Here is a 20,255-nt window from a genome sequence, read left to right as displayed (position 1 = left end):
CGGGTCGCCCTCTCCGCGCCGGGAGAGGGGAGGGGACTGCGTGGCGTTGCCATGGCTTAGAAGCCGGCCGGGGTGCGGGTGTGCCAGTCGCTGACCTGCTGGTACTGGTGCGCGACGTTGAGCAGGCGGCCTTCCTGGAAGTAGGGCGCGAGCAACTGGACACCCACCGGCAGGCCGTCGACGAAGCCGGCGGGCATGGACAGCCCCGGCAGGCCGGCGAGGTTGGCGGTGATGGTGTAGATGTCTTCCAGGTACTGGGAAACCGGGTCGTCGTTTTTCTCGCCGATCTTCCAGGCCGGGTTCGGCGTGGTCGGGCCGAGGATCACGTCCACTTCGGCAAAGGCGCTGACGAAGTCGTTCTTGATCAGCCGGCGAATCTTCTGAGCCTGCAGGTAATAGGCATCGTAGTAGCCGGCCGAGAGTGCGTAGGTGCCGACCATGATGCGGTTCTTCACTTCGCTGCCGAAGCCTTCCGCGCGCGAGCGCTTGTACAGGTCTTCCAGGTTCTGCGGGGCGTCGCAACGATAGCCATAGCGCACGCCGTCGAAGCGCGACAGGTTGGAGGACGCCTCGGCCGGCGCGATTACGTAGTAGGCCGGGATGGCGTGCTGCATGTTCGGCAGGGAAATGTCCTTCACCGTGGCGCCGAGCGTCTTCAGCTCCTCGACCACGGCCAGCACCGCGTCGGCGATGCGGCTGTCGAGGCCGGCGCCGAAGTATTCCCGCGGCAGGCCGATGCGCAGGCCGCTCAGCGGCTTCTGCAGGGCGGCCAGGTAGTCGTCCACCGGCTGTTCGACGCTGGTCGAGTCCTTCGGATCGAATCCGGCCATCACCCCCAGCATCAGCGCGCAGTCCTCGGCGGTGCGCGCCAGCGGGCCGCCCTGGTCGAGGCTGGAGGCGTAGGCGATCATGCCCCAGCGGGAAACCCGGCCGTAGGTTGGCTTGATCCCGGTGAGGTTGGTCAGCGCCGCCGGTTGGCGGATCGAGCCGCCGGTATCGGTGCCGGTGGCGGCCGGCAGCAGGCGCGCGGCGACTGCCGCGGCGGAACCGCCGGAGGAGCCGCCCGGCACGCGGTCGAGGCTCCAGGGGTTCTTCACCGCGCCGTAGTGGCTGGACTGGTTCGACGAGCCCATGGCGAATTCATCCATGTTCAGCTTGCCGAGGGTAACGGCGCCGGCGGCGGTGAGCTTCTCGACCACGGTGGCGTCGTAGGGCGAGACGAAGTTGTCGAGCATCTTCGAACCGCAGCTGGTGCGTACGCCCTGGGTGCAGAACAGGTCCTTGTGGGCGATCGGCGCGCCGAGCAGGGCGCCGTTCTCGCCGTTGGCGCGCCGTTCGTCGGCTGCCTTGGCCTGGGCGATGGCCAGGTCGTCGGTGATGCTGATGAAACTGTTGAGCTGGGGATCCAGCTGCCGGATGCGACCGAGCAGGGTGCGGGTCAGCTCTTCGGCGGAAAATTGCTTGTCGGCGAGGGCGCGGGCGATCTCGGCGAGGGTCAATTGATGCAGCATGTGTCCGCGTCCTTATGACTCGATGACTTTCGGAACCAGGTACAGACCTTCTTCCACGGCGGGGGCGATGGTCTGGTAGGCGTCGCGGTGATCGGTCTCGGTGACCGCGTCCGGGCGCAGGCGCTGGGTGGCTTCCAGCGGATGGGCGAGCGGTTCGACGCCGCTGGTGTCGACCGCCTGCATCTGGTCGATCAGGCCGAGGATGTTGTTCAGGGTCTCGGTGGTGCGCGGAAGATCGGCCTCGCTCAGGCCCAGGCGGGCGAGATGGGCGATTTTTTCCACGTCGGAGCGTTCAAGCGCCATCGGGAGTCTCCAGCAAAAGCGGCCTTGGAAGGGCGGCGGGGCGCCATGCGTTATATAAGGCAGGGAACGGATGCCGCGGTCGGCGGTCTAATTCCGCCTGGACGGGCCTTGTGGGGCCGGGAAAAGCCTGCAATTTAGCATATTGCCCGCCTTGCCCAAAATCCCCGTCGTTGTTAGAGTTTGCCGCACTTTTTTACCCGCGTATTTTTCACCCACGCTTCGCCTAGGGTTTCTTTCCCATGTTCAAAAAATTGCGTGGCATGTTTTCCAGCGATCTGTCGATCGACCTGGGTACTGCCAATACCCTTATTTATGTGCGCGAGCGCGGCATCGTCCTGAACGAACCGTCCGTGGTCGCCATTCGCAGCCATGGCAGCCAGAAGAGCGTCGTCGCCGTGGGCACCGAGGCCAAGCGCATGCTCGGCCGTACCCCGGGCAACATCGCCGCCATCCGTCCGATGAAAGACGGCGTGATCGCGGATTTCAGCGTCTGCGAGAAGATGCTGCAGTACTTCATCAACAAGGTCCACGAGAACAGCTTCCTGCAGCCCAGCCCACGCGTGCTGATCTGCGTGCCGTGCAAGTCCACCCAGGTTGAGCGCCGGGCCATCCGCGAATCCGCCCTGGGCGCCGGCGCCCGCGAGGTGTTCCTGATCGAAGAGCCGATGGCTGCCGCCATCGGCGCCGGCCTGCCGGTCGAGGAGGCCCGCGGCTCGATGGTCGTAGACATCGGCGGCGGCACTACCGAGATCGCCCTGATTTCCCTCAACGGTGTTGTCTACGCCGAATCCGTCCGCGTCGGCGGCGACCGCTTCGACGAAGCCATCGTCACCTACGTGCGCCGCAACTACGGCAGCCTGATCGGCGAATCCACCGCCGAGCGCATCAAGCAGGAGATCGGCACCGCCTTCCCGGGCGGCGACGTTCGCGAAGTCGACGTCCGCGGCCGCAACCTGGCCGAAGGCGTACCGCGCAGCTTCACCCTGAACTCCAACGAGGTCCTCGAGGCCCTGCAGGAGTCCCTGGCGACCATCGTCCAGGCGGTCAAGAGCGCCCTCGAGCAATCGCCGCCGGAGCTGGCCTCGGATATCGCCGAGCGCGGCCTGGTGTTGACCGGCGGTGGCGCGCTGCTGCGCGACCTGGACAAGCTGCTGGCACAGGAAACCGGCCTGCCGGTGATCGTCGCCGAGGAGCCGCTGACCTGCGTGGCTCGCGGCGGTGGCCGTGCGCTGGAGATGATGGACCGCCACTCCATGGACCTGCTCTCCACCGAGTAAGGTGGCGAGCATCGTCGCCTAGGAGCGGATCATCAAACCGCTATTCTCCAAAGGCCCGTCGCTGGGCGTTCGCCTGTTGGTGCTGGCCGTGCTGTCGGTCAGCCTGATGGTGGTGGACGCCCGGTTCGACTATCTGGAGCCCGTCCGTAGCAAGCTGGGGATGGTGCTCACGCCTTTCTACGGCCTGGCGGAAATGCCGGTGCGCGCCTGGGAAGGCGTGCGCGACCAGTTCAGCAGCCGTAGCGAGCTGATCGCCGAGAACGAACGCCTCAAGGCCGAGTCCCTGCTGATGCAGCGCCGGGTGCAGAAACTCGCCGCGCTCACCGAGCAGAACGTGCGCCTGCGCGAGCTGCTCAATTCCGCCGCGCTGGTCGACGACAAGGTACTGGTCAGCGAGCTGATCGGCGTCGATCCGAACCCCTTCACCCAACGCATCATGATCGACAAGGGCGAGAACGACGGCGTCTTCGTCGGCCAGCCGGTGCTCGATGCCAGCGGCCTGATGGGCCAGGTGGTCGAGGTGATGCCCTATACCGCGCGGGTCCTGCTGCTCACCGACACCACCCACAGTATCCCGGTGCAGGTCAATCGCAACGGCCTGCGCGCCATCGCCGTCGGTACCGGCAATCCCGAGCGTCTGGAATTGCGCTACGTCGCCGACACCGCCGACATCAAGGAAGGCGACCTACTGGTCAGCTCCGGCCTGGGGCAACGCTTCCCCGCCGGCTATCCGGTGGCCACGGTCAAGGAAGTGATCCACGATTCCGGCCAGCCGTTCGCCGTGGTGCGCGCGGTGCCGACCGCGAAGATGAACCGTAGCCGCTACGTGCTGCTGGTGTTCAGCGACAGTCGCACCCCGGAACAGCGCGCCAACGACGCCGCCGAGGCCCAGGAAGAGGCGGACAAGAAAGCCGCCGCCGGCGCCCAGGCGCCCCAGCCTGCCGCGCAACCGGCCGCCGCGCCGTCGCCGGCCACCCCGGCAGCCCAGGGCGCTGCGCAGCAGCCCGCCGCCGCGCCCGCGCCAGCTCCCACGCAGCCTGCCGCTCCGGCGGCCAACGGGGGGCGCCGCTGATGGCTCGCGCGACCCAGGGTTCGAACAATGTCTGGGTGATCTGGCTGAGCCTGCTGGTCGGGCTGGTGCTGGCCGTAGCGCCGATGCCTACCTTCACCGAGATCGGCCGCCCGCTGTGGCTGGCGATGCTGCTGACCTACTGGGTGTTGCTGCTGCCCGAGCGCGTCGGGATGGTCACCGCCTGGCTGCTCGGCCTGGCCCAGGACGTGCTCTACGGCAACCTGCTCGGGCAGAACGCGCTGATCCTCGGCCTGATCACCTTCCTCGTGCTGTCCCTGCACCAGCGCCTGCGCATGTTCCCGGCCTGGCAGCAGTGCCTGGTGCTGGTGGTGGTCTACGGCCTGGCGCAACTGCTCCAGCTCTGGCTCAACGCCCTGACCGGCAATCGCCCGCCGACCCTGACCTTCCTGCTTCCGGCCCTGGTCAGCGCGCTGCTCTGGCCCTGGGTGTACGCCCTGCTGCAGTTCGTCCGCCTGCGTCTCAACGTGAGGTAGGTCCGCTTCGCAGCTATGCTGCGGCGGATACGTCATTCTTCGAAACGGGTGATCGGCGCATCGCCCGACGCGTTTCCCGGGAGCCTCCATGCCGTCGCTGTATCTCGCCTCCGCCTCGCCCCGTCGCCGTGAACTGCTGACCCAGATCGGCGTTCCGCTGTCCGTGCTCGCCACCGCTATCGACGAGTCCCCCTTGCCGAACGAAGCGCCCGCCGCCTACGTCGAGCGCCTGGCGCGCGGCAAGGCGGCCGCCGGGCTGGCTATGCTGGAAGGGCGCGGCGAGGACGGTTATGTCCTGGGCGCGGATACCTCGGTGGTGATCGACGGGCGAATTCTCGGCAAGCCCGTGGACCAGGCCGAGGGGCTGGCCATGCTGGCTGCGCTGTCCGGGCGCGAACACCAGGTTCTCACCGCCGTGGCCCTGGCCGCCGCTGGCGGCGTCGAGGCGCGGGTAGTGGAGTGCCGGGTGCGCTTCCGCCAGGTCGCCCCGGAAGAAGCGCTGCGCTACTGGCAGAGCGGCGAGCCGGCGGACAAGGCGGGCGGATATGCGATCCAGGGCCTCGGAGCGATATTCGTCAGCCGCATCGAAGGCAGTTACAGTGCGGTGGTCGGGCTGCCTTTGTGTGAAACTGCGGAACTGTTGAGGGAATTCGGCATCCCTTGCTGGCAGCCCGTGGGTGGCAACCCGCCGTAACGCCTAACGCGCCGAAATAAGGACAGTGGACGCATGAGCGAAGAGATCCTGATCAATATCACGCCGATGGAGTCGCGCGTGGCGGTGGTGGAAAACGGCGTCCTGCAGGAAGTGCATGTCGAACGCACCCAGCGGCGCGGCATCGTCGGCAATATCTACAAGGGGCGGGTGGTACGGGTACTGCCGGGGATGCAGGCGGCGTTCGTCGACATCGGCCTGGAACGTGCGGCGTTCATCCATGCCGCCGAGATATCCAATCGCGAAGGCAGTGCCGTGGAAAGCATCAGTGCCCTGGTCCATGAGGGGCAGGCGCTGGTGGTGCAGGTGACCAAGGATCCGATCGGCACCAAGGGCGCACGGCTGACCACCCACCTGTCGATTCCTTCGCGCTATCTGGTGTACATGCCGCGCACCAGTCATGTCGGGATATCCCTGCGGATCGAGGACGAAGTCGAGCGCGAGCGCCTGAAGAAGGTGGTGGCCGACTGCGTGGCGGCGGAAGGCATCGAGGGGCAGGGCGGCTTCATCCTGCGCACCGCCGCGGAAGGCGCGGGCGAGGACGAGATTCTCGCCGACATCCGCTACCTTCGCCGGCTATGGGACCAGATCGCCGCGCAGATCCAGACCGTCGGCGCGCCTTCGGTGATCTACGAAGACCTGTCCCTGGCGATCCGTACCCTGCGCGACCTGGTGAACCCGCGGATCGAGAAGATCCGCATCGACTCGCGAGAGAACTTCCAGAAGATCACTTCCTTCGTCGAAGAATTGATGCCGGAGATTTCCGATCGCCTCGAACACTACCCGGGCGAGCGACCGATCTTCGATCTCTACGGCGTCGAGGACGAAATCCAGAAAGCCCTGGAGCGCAAGGTACTGCTGAAGTCCGGCGGCTACCTGATCGTCGATCCGACCGAGGCGATGACCACCATCGACGTGAACACCGGCGCCTTCGTCGGCCATCGCAACCTCGAGGAAACCATCTTCAAGACCAACCTCGAGGCGGCCACCGCGATCGCCCGCCAGCTGCGCCTGCGCAACCTGGGCGGGATCATCATCATCGACTTCATCGACATGGAGGACGAGGAGCATCGCCGGCAGGTCCTGCGCACCCTGGAGAAGCAACTGGAGCGCGACCACGCGAAGACCAACATCATCGGCATCACCGAGTTGGGCCTGGTGCAGATGACCCGCAAGCGCACCCGCGAAAGCCTGGTGCAGATCCTCTGCGAGCCGTGCCCCTGCTGCCAGGGACGCGGCATGCTGAAGACTGCGGAAACCACCTGCTACGAGATTTTCCGTGAGATCCTCCGCGAGGCGCGTGCCTACCAGGCCGACTCCTACTTGGTGCTGGCCAACCAGAAGGTGGTGGACCGGCTGCTCGACGAGGAGTCGGGTAACGTCGCCGATCTCGAGGCGTTCATCGGCCGCACCATCAAGTTCCAGGTCGAGGCGATGTACTCGCAGGAGCAATATGACGTGGTCCTGCTCTGAGGCGTATGGCTGAAATGGCGGATGTGGGAAGCCTCGGAACGCGACTGCTACGGATCGTCCTGGGTCTGTGCGCCCTGGTACTGGTGCTGCTGGCGCTGTACGTCAGCCTTGGCCGGCAACTGGTGCCGCTGGTGGCCGAATACCGCCAGCAGCTGGAGGACGAAGCTGGCAAGCAACTCGGCATACCGGTGCGGATTGCCGAGCTGACGGGCTCCTGGCGCGGCTTCGAGCCTCTGGTGGTAGCGCGCGACATTCAGGTCGGCGACGGCGAACAGAGTCTGCGCCTGGCGCGGGTGCGGCTGGCGCCGGACCTGCTCGGCAGCCTGCTGGCGCGCCAGGTGCGGATCGGCAGCCTGGAGCTGGAGGGACTCAAGCTGACCCTGCGCGAAGGCGAGGATGGCCAGTGGAGCCTGGATGGCCTGCCGCACAGTGACAAGCCCAGCGATCCCCGGAAACTCCTGCAATTCCTGCTGCAGACCCAACGCATCTCGCTGCTGGACAGTCAACTGGAGGTGGCGCCGCGGGGAAGCGCAGCGTTGTCGCTCAGCGCGGTCGGCGCGACCCTGCGCAGTTCATCGGTTGGTGGGCAGAGTCTCGATGCCCGCCTGCAACTGCCGGATGGCCAACCCCTGGCGCTGCACGCCGAAGGGCGGATCGACAGTGAGGACTGGCCGCGCAGCAGCGCCAGGTTCTATCTCAGCCTGCCGCAGAGCGACTGGGCACAATGGTTGCCGGCCGGTCTGACCCAGGAATGGACGATCGTCCGGGCCAAGGCCGGCGGCGACTTCTGGTTCGACTGGCGCGACGGCAAGGCGCAACGGCTGGTGGCACGGCTGCTGGCGCCGCAGTTGAAGGCGTCGTATGCCGCGCGCAAGCCGGTGGAAATCAACGACCTGGGCATGAACCTGTTCTTCGATCGCGAAGCGCAGGGCTGGAAGGTTCGGGTCGGCGACCTGGCGGCGAATTTCGGCGAGCAGCGCTGGGGCGAGGTGGAGTTACTGTTGCGTCGCGACCAGCAGAACAACGAGCCACACTGGAAGCTGCAGGCCGACCGCGTCGACCTGACGCCCCTGGTGCCGGCGATAGAAGCGCTGGCGCCGCTGCCGGACGCGGCGGCGGAGTGGGTGGCGGGCCTGAAGCCGAAGGGCATCCTGCACAACCTGAACGCCGATTTCTGGCCGCAGCGAGAGGTGCCCGAGCGGGTCAGCTACGCAACCAACCTGGAAAAGGTCGGTATCTCGGCGTTCCATGAGGTCCCGGCGGTGGAAAACGTCAGCGGCACCTTGACCGGCACCCTGGCCGGAGGCCAGCTCGACGCATCGGCGCAGGATTTCATGCTGCACCTGGCCAAGGTATTTCCCGAGCCGTGGCGCTACCGCGAGGCTCGCACGCGGATGTTCTGGAGCCTGGACGACCGCGCCTTCACCCTCGGCAGCCACCTGATGCGGGTCGAGGGCGAGGAGGGCAGCCTGGCCGGCGACATGCTGATCCGCCTGATGCGCGATCCCGGCGCTGAAGACTACATGGACCTGCAGGTCGGCCTCAGCGACGGCGACGCGCGCTTCACCGCCAAGTACCTGCCGACCCAGTTGCCGGGAATGAACAAAAGCCTGGCGAACTGGTTGAAGACGGCGATCCGCAGTGGCCATGTCGAGCAGGGCTACTTCCAGTGGCAGGGCTCGCTGAACCGCGGCGCGGCGGCCGAAGCCCACGTCATGAACCTCTACTTCAAGGTCCGCGACGGCGAGCTGGCCTACCAGCCCGGCTGGCCCGCCTTGAGCAAAACGGTCGGCGAGGTGTTCGTCGAGGATTCCGGAGTCCGCGTGCTGGCCTCCAGCGGGAATCTGCTGAATTCCCGGGTCAGCGACGTCAAGGTCGACATTCCCCTCGGCCGTCCGGGACAGACGCCGCACCTGTATGTGGATGGGGCCGTCGACAGTAACCTGAAGGACGGCATCAAGCTGCTCCAGGAAGCGCCGATCCCGACCCGCAAGATCTTCGCCGGCTGGGAGGGCGATGGGCCCTTGCAGGGCCACCTGAAGCTGGATATTCCGCTGGACCACGACGAGGCCGGCAAGACCGGGGTGGTCGTGGATTTCTCCACCGTGGGCGCGACCCTGAAGATGCCCAGTCCGAAGCTGGATATGAGCGAAGTGAAGGGCGACTTCCGGTTCGACCTGGCCAAGGGCCTGAGCGCCCCGGCGGTGCAGGCCCGGGTGCTGGGCAACGAGGTACGCGGGCGGATCGTCGCCGAGGGGCGCGGCGATGCGCGCACGCGCTTGCTGCTCAACGGCCAGGTGGCGGTCAAGTCGCTGAGCGACTGGCTCGGCGCTGGCCAGCGTCCGTTGCCGGTCTCGGGACGCCTGCCGTTCCAGCTCAACCTGCTGCTGGATGGCAAGGACAGCCAATTGCAGATCGATTCGGATCTCAAGGGCGCCGTCGTCGACCTGCCGGCGCCGTTCGGCAAGACGGCCGCCCAGGCGCGGCCGACCCAATGGCGGATGACCCTGGATGGCGCCGAACGACGTTACTGGGCGCGTTACGACGGCCTCGCCAGCCTGGCCTATGCGGCCCCGGCGGACAAGCCGCTGAACGGACGCGGCGCCCTGCGCCTGGGCGGTGACCCGGCGTTGCTGCCCTCGGCACAGGGGCTGCGGGTGCGCGGGCGTCTGGCGGAACTGGACTGGGACGCCTGGCAGGCCACCCTGAAGCGCTACGGCAACGGCGACCAGGCCGCCAGTAGCGCTGCGGGCCTGCTGCGCGGCGCCGACCTGCGCATCGACAGCTTCAAGGGCTTCGGCCAGGAGCTGAAGAACCTGACCGTCGACCTGGCCCGCCAGGAGCGGGCCTGGCAACTGGTGCTGGTCAGCGACCTCGCATCGGGGCGCCTGGTCCTGCCGGATGCCAGGGGCGCGCCGATCGTGGTCGATCTGGACCGCCTGAACCTGCCGAAGTCGACCCTTCCCGACGAGAACAAGGTGGAGGACTCGGACCCGCTGGCCGCCGTCGATCCGCGCAGCCTGCCGGCGGTAGACGTGAAGATCGGCCAGGTCGCCCTCGGCGGCCAGCCGCTGGGCGCCTGGAGCCTGAAGGTACGGCCGGGCAGCAACGGCGTGGCGTTCAACGACCTGGACCTCGACCTGCGTGGCCTGCACGTCAACGGCAGCCTGCGTTGGGACGGCAGTCCGGGCAATACCCGCAGCACCTATCAGGGCCGGATCGAGGGCAAGAACCTGGCGGATGTGCTCAAGGCCTGGAATTTCGCGCCGAGTGCCACCAGCGAACGTTTCCGCATGGATATCAACGGCCAGTGGCCGGGATCGCCGGCCTACATGGCCCTGAAGCGCTTCAGCGGCAGCATGGATGCATCGCTGCGCAAGGGGCAGTTCGTCGAGGTCGAAGGCAGCGCCCAGGCGCTGCGAGTGTTTGGCCTGCTCAATTTCAACGCGATCAACCGCCGGCTGCGCCTGGATTTCTCGGACATCCTCGGCAAGGGACTGAGCTATGACCGGGTGAAGGGGGTTCTCTCCGCCACCGACGGCGTCTACGTCACCCGCGAGCCGCTGAAGCTGGAAGGGCCGTCGAGCAACCTGGAGTTGAACGGTACCCTGGACCTGGCTCACGATCGGATCGACGCCAAGCTGCTGGTGACCTTGCCATTGACCAACAACCTGACCCTGGCGGCACTGATAGTCGGCGGTCCGGCAGTCGGCGGCGCGGTCTTCGTCGTCGACAAGCTGCTCGGCGACCGGGTCTCGCGCTTCGCCAGCGTGCAATACAGCGTCAAGGGCCCCTGGCAGGATCCGAAGATCAGCTTCGACAAGCCATTCGAGAAGCCCCGCTGAGCGGCGCCCGGTGCCGCGACGCGGCGCTTTCGTCCGCAAGGAGGAAACCATGTCCATTGCCGTGATCCAGATGGTCAGCCAGGACGACGTGACGGCCAACCTGGCCGCCGCCCGTCGCCTGCTGGAACAGGCCGCCGAGGGCGGGGCGCGGCTCGCCGTGCTACCGGAAAACTTCGCCGCCATGGGCCGGCGCGACCTGGCCGAACTGGGGCGCGCCGAGGCGCGGGGAACGGGCCTATCCTGCCGTGGTTGAATTCCGCCGCTCGCGACCTCAGGTTGTGGATAGTCGCCGGAACGTTGCCGCTGCCGCCGGATGGGCAACCCGAGGCGAAGGCGAATGCCTGTTCGCTGCTGATCGACGAGCACGGAGAGCGGGTCGCCCGCTACGACAAGCTGCACCTGTTCGATGTGGATGTAGCCGATGCGCGGGGCCGCTATCGTGAATCCGACGACTATGCTTTCGGTCAGAAGATCGTGGTGGCGGATACGCCGGTCGGCCGCCTCGGCCTGACGGTCTGCTACGACCTGCGTTTTCCGGAGCTCTATACCGCCCTGCGCGAGGCCGGCGCGGAACTGATCACGGCGCCGTCGGCGTTCACCGCGGTGACCGGCGCGGCGCACTGGCAGGTACTGGTCCGCGCCCGTGCCATCGAGACCCAGTGCTACCTGCTGGCGGCCGGACAGGGTGGCGTTCACCCACGGGGCCGGGAGACGTTCGGCCATTCGGCCATCGTCGATCCCTGGGGCCGGGTCCTGGCCGAGCGGCCGCAGGGCGAAGCGGTGCTGCTGGCGGTGCGCGACGCCGCAGAACAGGCGGATATCCGCCGGCGCATGCCGGTGGTGGCGCACAGACGATTTTTCCCGCCGGCCGAACCGCGGCCGGCGCGTACGGAGTGAATATGAGCGAGTTGTTGTCATCCGTCAGCCAGCAATTGCTGGCCCCCGGTGGTCTGGAACTGGACAGCCTGCCCGGCATTCTTCATGAACTGAACGGCCCGGGCATCGATGCCGCCGACCTGTATTTCCAGAGTCAGGTCTCCGAGTCGTGGATGCTCGAGGACGGCATCGTCAAGGAAGGCAGCTTCAATCTCGACCAGGGTGTCGGGGTACGCGCGCAGTCGGGCGAGAAGACCGGCTTCGCCTATAGCAATGCGATCACCGCCGAGGCGTTGAAACAGGCCGCGGTGGCGGCCCGTTCGATTTCCCGTGCGGGGCAGAACGGCAGCGTGCAGGCGTTCAAGGCCGTGGTGCCGGCTCGCCTGTACGCCGGCGAGAACCCGCTGGACGTGCTCAGCCGTGCCGAGAAGGTCGAGTTGCTGAAGCAGATCGACGCCGCTACCCGTGCGCTCGATCCCCGCATCCAGCAGGTCACGGTGAGCATGGCCGGCGTCTGGGAGCAGATCCTGGTAGCGGCCAGCGACGGTTCTCTGGCCGCCGACATTCGTCCGCTGGTGCGTTTCAACGTCAGCGTGATCGTCGAACAGAACGGCCGACGTGAACGCGGCGGCCACGGCGGCGGCGGTCGCACCGACTATCGCTATTTCCTCCAGGAGGATCGCGCCATGGGCTACGCCCGCGAGGCCCTGCGCCAGGCGCTGGTCAACCTCGAGGCGATTCCCGCGCCGGCCGGCACCCTGCCGGTGGTGATGGGCGCGGGATGGTCCGGGGTCCTGCTCCACGAAGCGGTCGGCCACGGCCTGGAGGGTGACTTCAACCGCAAGGGCAGCTCCGCCTACAGCGGCCGGGTCGGCGAAAAGGTCGCCTCGAGCCTGTGCACCATCGTCGACGACGGCACCCTGGCCGGGCGTCGCGGCTCGCTGAGCGTGGATGACGAAGGCACGCCGAGCAACTGCAACGTGCTGATCGAGAACGGCGTGCTCAAGGGCTACATGCAGGACAAGCTCAACGCCCGCCTGATGGGTGTGGCGCGCACCGGTAACGGCCGCCGCGAGTCCTACGCGCACCTGCCGATGCCACGCATGACCAACACCTACATGCTGGCCGGCGAGAGCGATCCGCAGGAAATCATCGCCTCGGTGGAGAAGGGTATCTACTGCGCCAACCTCGGCGGTGGCCAGGTCGATATCACCAGCGGCAAGTTCGTGTTCTCCACCAGCGAGGCCTACCTGATCGAGAACGGCAGGATCACCACCCCGGTGAAAGGCGCCACCCTGATCGGCAACGGTCCGGAAGCGATGAGCCGGGTGTCCATGGTCGGCAACGACCTGGCCCTGGACAGTGGCGTGGGAACCTGCGGGAAGGACGGTCAGTCGGTGCCGGTCGGCGTCGGCCAGCCGACCCTGAAGATCGATGCGATCACCGTCGGCGGCACCGGCGCCTGAGGCATGGCCCGGGCGCCGGCGCGGCGAAACCTAGCGCAGGCCGCGCTTGGTTTCGTCCAGTTCGCGGATGTACTTGAACACTTTGCGTGCGGCGGCCGGCGGTTTGTTGTGCGCGGCCTCGTGCTGGGCGTGGCGGACCAGGCCGCGCAGGTGCTGGCGATCGCACTCGGGGAACTCCCCGACGAAGGCGTCGAGCGCTGCGTCGCCGCCGGCGATCAACTGGTCGCGCCAACGTTCGAGGGCATGGAAACGTTCGTTGTACTGGCGGGTGGAGGAGTCCACCTGGTCGATGAGGGCGACGATGGCGTCCACGTCCTGGTCGCGCATCAGTTTGCCGATGTACTGGATATGCCGTTTGCGGGCGATGTGCGCCTTGTGCTTCGGCGCCTCGAGCAGCGCCTTGCGTAGCGGGTCGGTGAGCGGCAGGCGCTCCAGCAACTGCGGTTGCAGGGTGGTCAGGCGCTCGCCGAGGTCCTGCAGGGCATGCAGCTCGCGTTTGATCTGCGACTTGCTCTTCTCTTCGAATTGCGAGTCGTCGTCGTGAAATTCAGCCATGGTGGTGGTCCAGTGGAAAACGCCGCCATGATAACGAGTCAGGGGCCGCTTGTCCGGCCCGGCCGCGTGGGCGGCCACGTCAACAGGAGAGTCAACAGATGAGTCTACATGCCGCGGCAGTCGGTCCCTCCGTGCTTCCGGACCTTCGCGAGCAGGTCGAGCAGATCATCGCCGAGGCCCGCCGCCAGGGCGCCAGTGCCTGCGAAGTGGCGGTGTCGCTGGAGCAGGGCCTGTCCACCAGCGTGCGCCAGGGCGAGGTGGAAACCGTCGAGTTCAACCGTGACCAAGGTTTCGGCATCACCCTCTACGCAGGCCAGCGCAAGGGCTCGGCGAGCACCTCGGCGACCGGCGAGGCGGCCATCCGCGAGACGGTGGCGGCGGCGCTGGCGATCGCCCGCCATACCTCCGAGGACGAATGCGCCGGTCTCGCCGATGCCGCGTTGATGGCCCGCGAGTTGCCCGAGCTGGACCTCTATCATCCATGGAGCCTGAGTCCCGAGCAGGCCGTGGAACGTGCCCTGGCTTGCGAGGCAGCGGCGTTCGCCGCCGACAAGCGGGTGACCAAGGCCGACGGCACCACCCTGAATACCCACCAGGGCTGCCGGGTATACGGTAACAGCCACGGTTTCATCGGTGGTTACGCCAGCACCCGGCACAGCCTCAGCTGCGTGATGATCGCCGAGGGCGAAGGACAGATGCAGCGTGACTATTGGTATGACGTCAACCGCCGTGGTGAGGCCTTGGCCAGCGCCGAGTCGATCGGCCGGCGCGCCGCCGAGCGCGCCGCCAGCCGACTGGGCGCGCGGCCGGTGCAGACCGCCGAAGTGCCGGTGCTGTTCGCTCCGGAAATCGCTGTTGGCCTGTTCGGCCATTTCCTCGGGGCGATCTCAGGCGGCAGCCTGTATCGCAAGTCATCCTTCCTCGAAGGCGCGCTGGGCCAGCGCCTGTTTCCCGAGTGGCTGAGCATCGACGAGCGGCCGCACCTGGTCGGCGCGCTCGGCAGCGCCAGCTTCGATAGCGACGGCCTGGCGACCTATGCCAAGCCATTCGTCGAGAACGGCGAGCTGGTGTCCTATGTCCTGGGCACCTATTCCGGGCGCAAGCTCGGCCTGCCGAGCACGGCCAACGCCGGCGGCGTGCATAACCTGTTCGTCAGCCATGGCGACGAGGACCAGGCCGCTCTCATACGCAGGATGGGGCGTGGCCTGCTGGTCACCGAGTTGATGGGGCAGGGCGTCAACCTGGTGACCGGCGATTATTCCCGCGGCGCCGCCGGCTACTGGGTCGAGAACGGCGAGATCCAGTTCCCGGTCCAGGAAGTCACCATCGCCGCCAACCTGCGCGACCTGTTCCGCCGTATCGTCGCGGTCGGCAAGGACATCGAACGGCGCGGCAACCTGCATACCGGTTCTGTACTGGTCGAGTCGATGATGGTGGCCGGGCGCTGAGGCCGGGTTTCCCTCTATAAAACGCCAGCGCTCGTCGCTGGCGTTTTCGTTTCCGCCTGTTCAATTGTCCGCCTCTATGGGGACCATGCTTGTCTTTTGCCAAGAAGAAAACAATAATCAATCTCATTATCGTCTGGTGAGGTTGCCATGTCCTTCGAGGCGCACGACCCGCAAGCATTGGATCACTGGTACTGGCTGGGCACGCAGATCCGCTGCGCGCTCGATCCCGACGAACCGCGCCTGCTCGACCAGTACCTCGGCGAGGCGCGCTATCTCGCCGGTTGGGAAGGTGTGGCCGCCTGGCCGCTGTTCGAGAAAGCCTACAACCTCCTGCTCGATACCGGTCGCGATCCGATATTGCCCTGGCACTGGCGCAGCCTCTGCCTCGACTACGCCTACCGGCCCCTCTGCGAACTTCAGCGACTGACCACCAACGGCAGCCAGCGACGCCGGCTGCGCCAGCTCTCCGTACGAATGGCCAGGCAGGACCTGGCGCCGTCGATGAGCTTCGATCACCCGCAACAAGGAAACCAAGATGACTGACACCCGCATCGAACGCGACAGCATGGGCGAACTGGCGGTCCCGGCGACCGCCCTCTATGGCGCCCAGACCCAGCGCGCGGTGAACAACTTCCCGGTCAGCGGCCAACGCATGCCCCAGGCCTTCGTCCGCGCCCTGCTGCTGGCCAAGGCCGCGGCGGCGCGGGCGAACGTCTCCCTGCAGCAACTGGATGCACCGATGGGCGAGGCGATCGCCGAGACCTGCCTGCAACTGCTGCAGGAGGACTTCATGCAGCATTTCCCGGTGGATGTGTTCCAGACCGGCTCCGGCACCAGTTCCAACATGAACGCCAACGAAGTGGTGGCGACCCTGGCCAGTCGTCGCCTGGGCGGCAAGGTCAATCCGAACGACCATGTGAACTGCGGGCAGAGCAGCAACGACATCATTCCCTCGACCATCCACATCAGTGCCGCCCTCGAGATCAGCGAACGCCTGCTGCCGGCGCTGCGCCACCTGGAGCAGACTATCCAGAGCAAGGCCGGCGAAGTGCATGCCTATGTGAAGACCGGCCGCACCCACCTGATGGATGCGATGCCGGTACGCATGAGCCAGGTGCTCGGTGGCTGGGCGCAGCAGGTGCGACAGGCCGGCGTGCACATCGAGAGCGTACTTCCTGCCTTGCAGCAGTTGGCACAGGGCGGCACCGCGGTGGGCACCGGGATCAACGCCCATCCTCGGTTCGCCGAACGTTTCAGCCAGGAGCTGAACGACCTGACCGGGCTGGCGTTCCGCCCCGGCGACGACTTCTTCGCCCTGATCGGTTCGCAGGACACCGCGGTCGCTGCGTCCGGCCAGTTGAAGACCCTGGCCGTGACCCTGATGAAGCTGGCCAACGACCTGCGCTGGATGAACTCCGGGCCGCTTGCCGGGCTCGGCGAGATCGAGCTGGAAGCGCTGCAACCAGGCTCCTCGATCATGCCCGGCAAGGTCAACCCGGTGATCCCGGAGGCCACCGCGATGGTCGCCGCCCAGGTGATCGGCAATGACGCCGCCATTGCCGTCGCTGGCCAATCGGGCAACTTCGAACTGAACGTGATGCTGCCGCTGGTGGCGGACAACCTGTTGCACAGCATCCAGTTGCTGGCCAACGTCAGCCGGCTGCTGGCGGACAAGGCCATCGCCAGCTTCAAGGTCAACCAGGGCAAGCTCAGCGAGGCGTTGGCGCGCAACCCGATCCTGGTCACTGCGCTGAACCCGATCATCGGCTACCAGAAGGCTGCGGAAATCGCCAAGCAGGCCTATCGCGAGGGACGGCCGATCATCGATGTGGCGCTGGAAAACACCGATCTGGACCGTGCGCGCCTGGAGGTGTTGCTGGATCCGGAAAAACTCACGGCTGGCGGCCTCTGAGGCCGCCCCACCACTTGGAGGTACCGCCATGCGTCATTGGCAACGAACGATCGAACAGGGCAACCGCTGTTTCGTCACCGGCGCATTGATCGATGCGCGTGAGCACTACCTCCATGCCCTGGCCCTGGCCCAGGTGCTGCTGGAACGCTGGGGCGACGCCGACGAGGCGGTGATGGCGTTCGTGATTTCCCATCACAACCTGGCCGACTTGCACCTGCAACTGGAGCAACCGGAGGAGACCGCAGAATACCTGTGCGCCTGCCACGAGCGCCTGTTGCGGGTCAGCGCCGACCAGAAGCTGCCGCTGGCCCTGCGCCAGGCGGCCCAGCATCACAGCCGGCGCACCTATGTCGAACTGCTGTCGTTCATCGGCGAACACGGTGCCTATCCGCGCACCGAGCGCCTGCTCAAGGGACCGCCGAACGCGGAGGTCCGACCCGAGTTCCTCGCTCCGCCCCCCTCACTTCGCTATCACTGACGGAGAGTTTCCATGCCCCACGCCTTGCCGCCCTTGCCTTACGCCTACGATGCCCTGGAACCGCACATCGATGCGCTGACCATGGAGATCCACCACAGCAAGCACCACCAGACCTATGTGAACAACCTGAACGCCGCGCTGGAAGGCACGCCCTATGCCGAGCAGCCGGTGGAAAGTCTGCTGCGGCAACTGGCTGGTCTGCCGGAGAAGCTGCGCACCCCGGTTGTCAACAATGGCGGTGGGCATGCCAACCACTCGCTGTTCTGGACCGTGATGTCGCCCCAGGGCGGTGGCCGTCCCGATGGCGACCTGGGGCGGGCCATCGATGAGCAGCTCGGGGCTTCGAGGCGTTCAAGGATGCGTTCACCAAGGCTGCGCTGACCCGCTTCGGCAGCGGCTGGGCCTGGCTCAGCGTGACTCCCCAGGGCAGCTTGCTGGTGGAGAGCAGCGGCAACCAGGACAGCCCGCTGATGAACGGCAATACGCCGATCCTCGGCCTGGACGTATGGGAGCACGCCTATTACCTGAAGTACCAGAACCGCCGCCCGGAATACATCGGCGCTTTCTACAACGTGATCGACTGGCGGGAGGTCGCGCGTCGCTATGCGCAAGCCCTGGCCTAGTGTTACCCGTGATGCGAGATGGCTGGCCGGCAGCCTGGCGGTGCGGCGATGAAGGCGTTGCTCCATGGCATCGCCGAAGGTAACGGGCGGACGCTGCGCAACCTGCTGGGCCTGCTGATCTTCATCGGCGGCGGCTACCTGCTCGGCCGCCACGCGCTGTTGCTGGCCGAACTCAACCTGCCGGCGCCCATCGTGCTGGCATTGAAAGGCGGCCTGCTCTGTGCCTTCGGTACCGCTCTCGGGGCGATGCCGGTGCTGGTGGTGAAGACCATGCCGGCGCGCCTGTCGGATGCGCTGCTGGGCTTCGGTGCCGGCGTGATGCTCTCGGCGACGGCCTTCTCGCTGATCATGCCGGCGCTATCCGCGGCCGGCGACCTCGGCTACTCGAAGTTCGGCGCGGGGTTCCTGGTCAGCTTCGGCCTGGCGGTCGGCGTGATGGGGCTGTTCATCCTCGGCCGGCTGATGCCGGACGTCCATCCCGGTTGCGAGGGCGCGCCACTGTCCGGTGGCATTCCCCCGCGCATCCTGCTGTTCGTCACGGCCATCGTCCTGCACAACATCCCCGAAGGCATGGCGGTTGGCGTGTCGGCCGGTGCCGGCCTGGACGAGGCGAACGGCCTCGCCCTGGGCATCGCTCTGCAGGATGTGCCGGAAGGTCTGGTGGTGGCGCTGGTGCTGGCCGGAGTCGGTATGTCGCGTTTCAAGGCGATGCTGGTCGGTGCCGCGTCGGGCCTGGTCGAGCCGCTGTTCGCGGTGCTCTGCGCCTGGCTGGTCGGCCTCTCCGCGCTGCTCCTGCCCTGGGGGCTGGCCGCCGCGGGGGGAGCGATGCTCTTCGTGGTCACCCACGAGATCATTCCCGAGTCCCACCGCCAGGGACATGCCGCCGAGGCTACGCTGGGCCTGGTGTTCGGTTTCTGCCTGATGATGGTGCTGGATACCGCGCTGGGCTAGGGGATTCATCCGACCCGCGCTGAATTGACGCCGGCCGCAATCGCCGGAAAGGAAAAGCCGCCAGTTGGCGGCTTTTTCGTTGTCGCTGGGAAGAGCCTACTCGCCCTCGTCGAACCTGTTGTTGATCAGTTCGACCAGCGCGTTCAACGCCTCGTCTTCCTGTTCGCCTTCGGTATGCAGGTGCAGGTTGGTGCCCTTGCCGGCAGCCAGCATCATCACGGCCATGATGCTCTTGCCGTCGACGCAGCTTTCAGGATTGCGGCCGACCCGGACCTGGCAAGGGTAGCGCCCCGCGACGCCGACGAACTTGGCCGCCGCGCGGGCGTGCAGACCGAGCTTGTTGATGATGGTGATCTCGAGGGCGGGCATCTTGGGGAGTCTGTCCTTCTTGTTATGGGCTAGCTGCTGAGATCGCGGTGGCGAATCTGCACGTTCTTCAGGGAATCCCTGAGTGCAGCGCCAATCCGCTCGGCGAGGTAGACCGAACGATGGTGCCCGCCGGTACAGCCTATCGCAACTGTTACATATGAGCGGTTACTGGCGGCGAAGCGCGGCAGCCATTTGTTCAGGTAGCCGACGATGTCCTGGTACATTTCCTCGACGTCCGGCTGGGCGGCCAGATACTCGCGGACTTCCGGCTCCAGCCCCGAATGATCGCGCAACTCGGGCTTCCAGTAGGGGTTCGGCAGGCAGCGCACATCGAACACCAGGTCGGCGTCGACTGGCATGCCGCGCTTGAAGCCAAAGGATTCGACGAGGAACGCGGTGCCGGGCTCCGGCTTGTTCAACAGGCGCAGTTTGATGGTGTCGCGCAGCTGATAGAGGTTGAGGCTGGTGGTGTCCAGCTTCAGGTCGGCGAGGTCGGCGATCGGTCCGAGCAATTGGCTCTCGTCGCCAATCGCCTCCGCCAGCGAACGGGTGTCGGTGGTCAGCGGGTGGCGCCGGCGGGTTTCCGAGAATCGTTTGAGCAGCGTCTCGTCGTCGGCGTCGAGATACAGCACATCGCAGTTGATGTGGTTGTCCCGCACTTCCTGCAACAGTTCGGGGAAGCGCTGCAACTGGCTGGGCAGGTTGCGGGCGTCGATCGACACCGCCACCTGTGGCTGCAGTAGCTCCGTGTGCAACAGGGCGCGCTGCGCCAGGTCGGGAAGCAGGCTGGCGGGAAGGTTGTCGATGCAATAGAAGCCGTTGTCTTCGAGGACGTTCAGGGCGGTGCTCTTGCCCGAGCCCGAGCGGCCACTGACGATGATCAGGCGCAT

Annotated in this window: 17 protein-coding genes and 2 pseudogenes; 14 read left to right on the top strand and 5 right to left on the bottom strand. The window is 66.5% G+C overall.

The window, feature by feature from the left end; translation table 11 throughout:
• Nucleotides 1-56 precede the first annotated feature (56 nt).
• A complete protein-coding gene (gene gatA / locus AT700_RS23280; protein WP_003112871.1) occupies nucleotides 57-1,511 on the bottom strand; it encodes an Asp-tRNA(Asn)/Glu-tRNA(Gln) amidotransferase subunit GatA in 1,455 nt (484 codons plus the stop codon).
• Nucleotides 1,512-1,523: 12 nt separating this feature from the next.
• The gene (gene gatC / locus AT700_RS23275) at nucleotides 1,524-1,814 is read right to left on the bottom strand and encodes an Asp-tRNA(Asn)/Glu-tRNA(Gln) amidotransferase subunit GatC (protein ID WP_003106543.1); all 291 of its coding nucleotides are present in this window, start codon (nucleotides 1,812-1,814) and stop codon (nucleotides 1,524-1,526) included.
• 239 nt (nucleotides 1,815-2,053) lie between these two features.
• Here gatC and mreB point away from each other — a divergent pair, with 239 nt between their 5' ends.
• From mreB to tldD, 8 genes and pseudogenes are all read left to right on the top strand, one after another.
• The gene (gene mreB / locus AT700_RS23270; protein ID WP_003094393.1) at nucleotides 2,054-3,091 is read left to right on the top strand and encodes a rod shape-determining protein MreB; all 1,038 of its coding nucleotides are present in this window, start codon (nucleotides 2,054-2,056) and stop codon (nucleotides 3,089-3,091) included.
• A gap of 79 nt (nucleotides 3,092-3,170) precedes the next feature.
• Nucleotides 3,171-4,163 carry a rod shape-determining protein MreC gene (gene mreC, locus AT700_RS23265; RefSeq protein ID WP_003123307.1) on the top strand — a complete coding sequence of 331 codons (993 nt, stop codon included), beginning with the start codon at nucleotides 3,171-3,173 and terminating at the stop codon, nucleotides 4,161-4,163.
• A complete protein-coding gene (gene mreD / locus AT700_RS23260; protein ID WP_003094389.1) occupies nucleotides 4,163-4,657 on the top strand; it encodes a rod shape-determining protein MreD in 495 nt (164 codons plus the stop codon). The genes mreC and mreD overlap by 1 nt, the downstream gene beginning before the upstream one ends.
• Nucleotides 4,658-4,745: 88 nt before the next feature.
• Nucleotides 4,746-5,351, top strand: coding sequence for a Maf family protein (locus AT700_RS23255; protein WP_003116221.1), 606 nt, complete (start codon nucleotides 4,746-4,748; stop codon nucleotides 5,349-5,351).
• A 33-nt stretch (nucleotides 5,352-5,384) separates the two neighbouring features.
• Nucleotides 5,385-6,842: a ribonuclease G gene (gene rng, locus AT700_RS23250; protein ID WP_003094386.1), complete on the top strand. Its 1,458-nt coding sequence runs from the start codon at nucleotides 5,385-5,387 to the stop codon at nucleotides 6,840-6,842.
• 14 nt (nucleotides 6,843-6,856) lie between these two features.
• Nucleotides 6,857-10,687: a YhdP family protein gene (locus AT700_RS23245; protein ID WP_023090088.1), complete on the top strand. Its 3,831-nt coding sequence runs from the start codon at nucleotides 6,857-6,859 to the stop codon at nucleotides 10,685-10,687.
• 49 nt (nucleotides 10,688-10,736) lie between these two features.
• A pseudogene (locus AT700_RS23240) lies at nucleotides 10,737-11,584 on the top strand (carbon-nitrogen hydrolase family protein).
• Nucleotides 11,585-11,586: 2 nt separating this feature from the next.
• Nucleotides 11,587-13,029, top strand: coding sequence for a metalloprotease TldD (gene tldD, locus AT700_RS23235; protein WP_003098866.1), 1,443 nt, complete (start codon nucleotides 11,587-11,589; stop codon nucleotides 13,027-13,029).
• Between the two features lie 30 nt (nucleotides 13,030-13,059).
• Here the strand turns inward: tldD and yjgA are convergent, their stop codons facing one another.
• Nucleotides 13,060-13,584, bottom strand: a complete 525-nt coding sequence (gene yjgA, locus AT700_RS23230; RefSeq protein WP_003094378.1) for a ribosome biogenesis factor YjgA — start codon at nucleotides 13,582-13,584, stop codon at nucleotides 13,060-13,062.
• Between the two features lie 98 nt (nucleotides 13,585-13,682).
• Between yjgA and pmbA the strand changes: the two genes are divergently transcribed.
• From pmbA to AT700_RS23200, 6 genes and pseudogenes are all read left to right on the top strand, one after another.
• Nucleotides 13,683-15,032, top strand: coding sequence for a metalloprotease PmbA (gene pmbA, locus AT700_RS23225; RefSeq protein ID WP_003110024.1), 1,350 nt, complete (start codon nucleotides 13,683-13,685; stop codon nucleotides 15,030-15,032).
• A 147-nt stretch (nucleotides 15,033-15,179) separates the two neighbouring features.
• Nucleotides 15,180-15,575 carry a hypothetical protein gene (locus AT700_RS23220; RefSeq protein WP_003094374.1) on the top strand — a complete coding sequence of 132 codons (396 nt, stop codon included), beginning with the start codon at nucleotides 15,180-15,182 and terminating at the stop codon, nucleotides 15,573-15,575.
• Nucleotides 15,568-16,944: a class II fumarate hydratase FumC gene (fumC, locus tag AT700_RS23215; RefSeq protein ID WP_003098863.1), complete on the top strand. Its 1,377-nt coding sequence runs from the start codon at nucleotides 15,568-15,570 to the stop codon at nucleotides 16,942-16,944. The genes AT700_RS23220 and fumC overlap by 8 nt, the downstream gene beginning before the upstream one ends.
• 28 nt (nucleotides 16,945-16,972) lie before the next feature.
• On the top strand, nucleotides 16,973-17,422 hold the full coding sequence (locus AT700_RS23210) for a hypothetical protein (protein ID WP_003094369.1): 450 nt from the start codon (nucleotides 16,973-16,975) through the stop codon (nucleotides 17,420-17,422).
• Between the two features lie 12 nt (nucleotides 17,423-17,434).
• Nucleotides 17,435-18,045 (top strand): annotated as a pseudogene (locus AT700_RS23205) (superoxide dismutase).
• Between the two features lie 18 nt (nucleotides 18,046-18,063).
• Nucleotides 18,064-18,996: a ZIP family metal transporter gene (locus tag AT700_RS23200; protein ID WP_003123303.1), complete on the top strand. Its 933-nt coding sequence runs from the start codon at nucleotides 18,064-18,066 to the stop codon at nucleotides 18,994-18,996.
• A 96-nt stretch (nucleotides 18,997-19,092) separates the two neighbouring features.
• On the opposite strand, the gene AT700_RS23195 is transcribed toward AT700_RS23200, so the two are convergent.
• Both AT700_RS23195 and rapZ read right to left on the bottom strand, forming a co-directional pair.
• Nucleotides 19,093-19,365, bottom strand: a complete 273-nt coding sequence (locus AT700_RS23195) for an HPr family phosphocarrier protein (protein WP_003094362.1) — start codon at nucleotides 19,363-19,365, stop codon at nucleotides 19,093-19,095.
• Between the two features lie 29 nt (nucleotides 19,366-19,394).
• Nucleotides 19,395-20,255, bottom strand: coding sequence for an RNase adapter RapZ (rapZ, locus tag AT700_RS23190; protein WP_003094361.1), 861 nt, complete (start codon nucleotides 20,253-20,255; stop codon nucleotides 19,395-19,397).

Source organism: Pseudomonas aeruginosa (assembly GCF_001457615.1).
GTDB classification, from domain to species: domain Bacteria; phylum Pseudomonadota; class Gammaproteobacteria; order Pseudomonadales; family Pseudomonadaceae; genus Pseudomonas; species Pseudomonas aeruginosa.
Note: the sequence above shows the minus strand (reverse complement) of the source record. Positions and strands in the feature narration are given on the sequence as shown.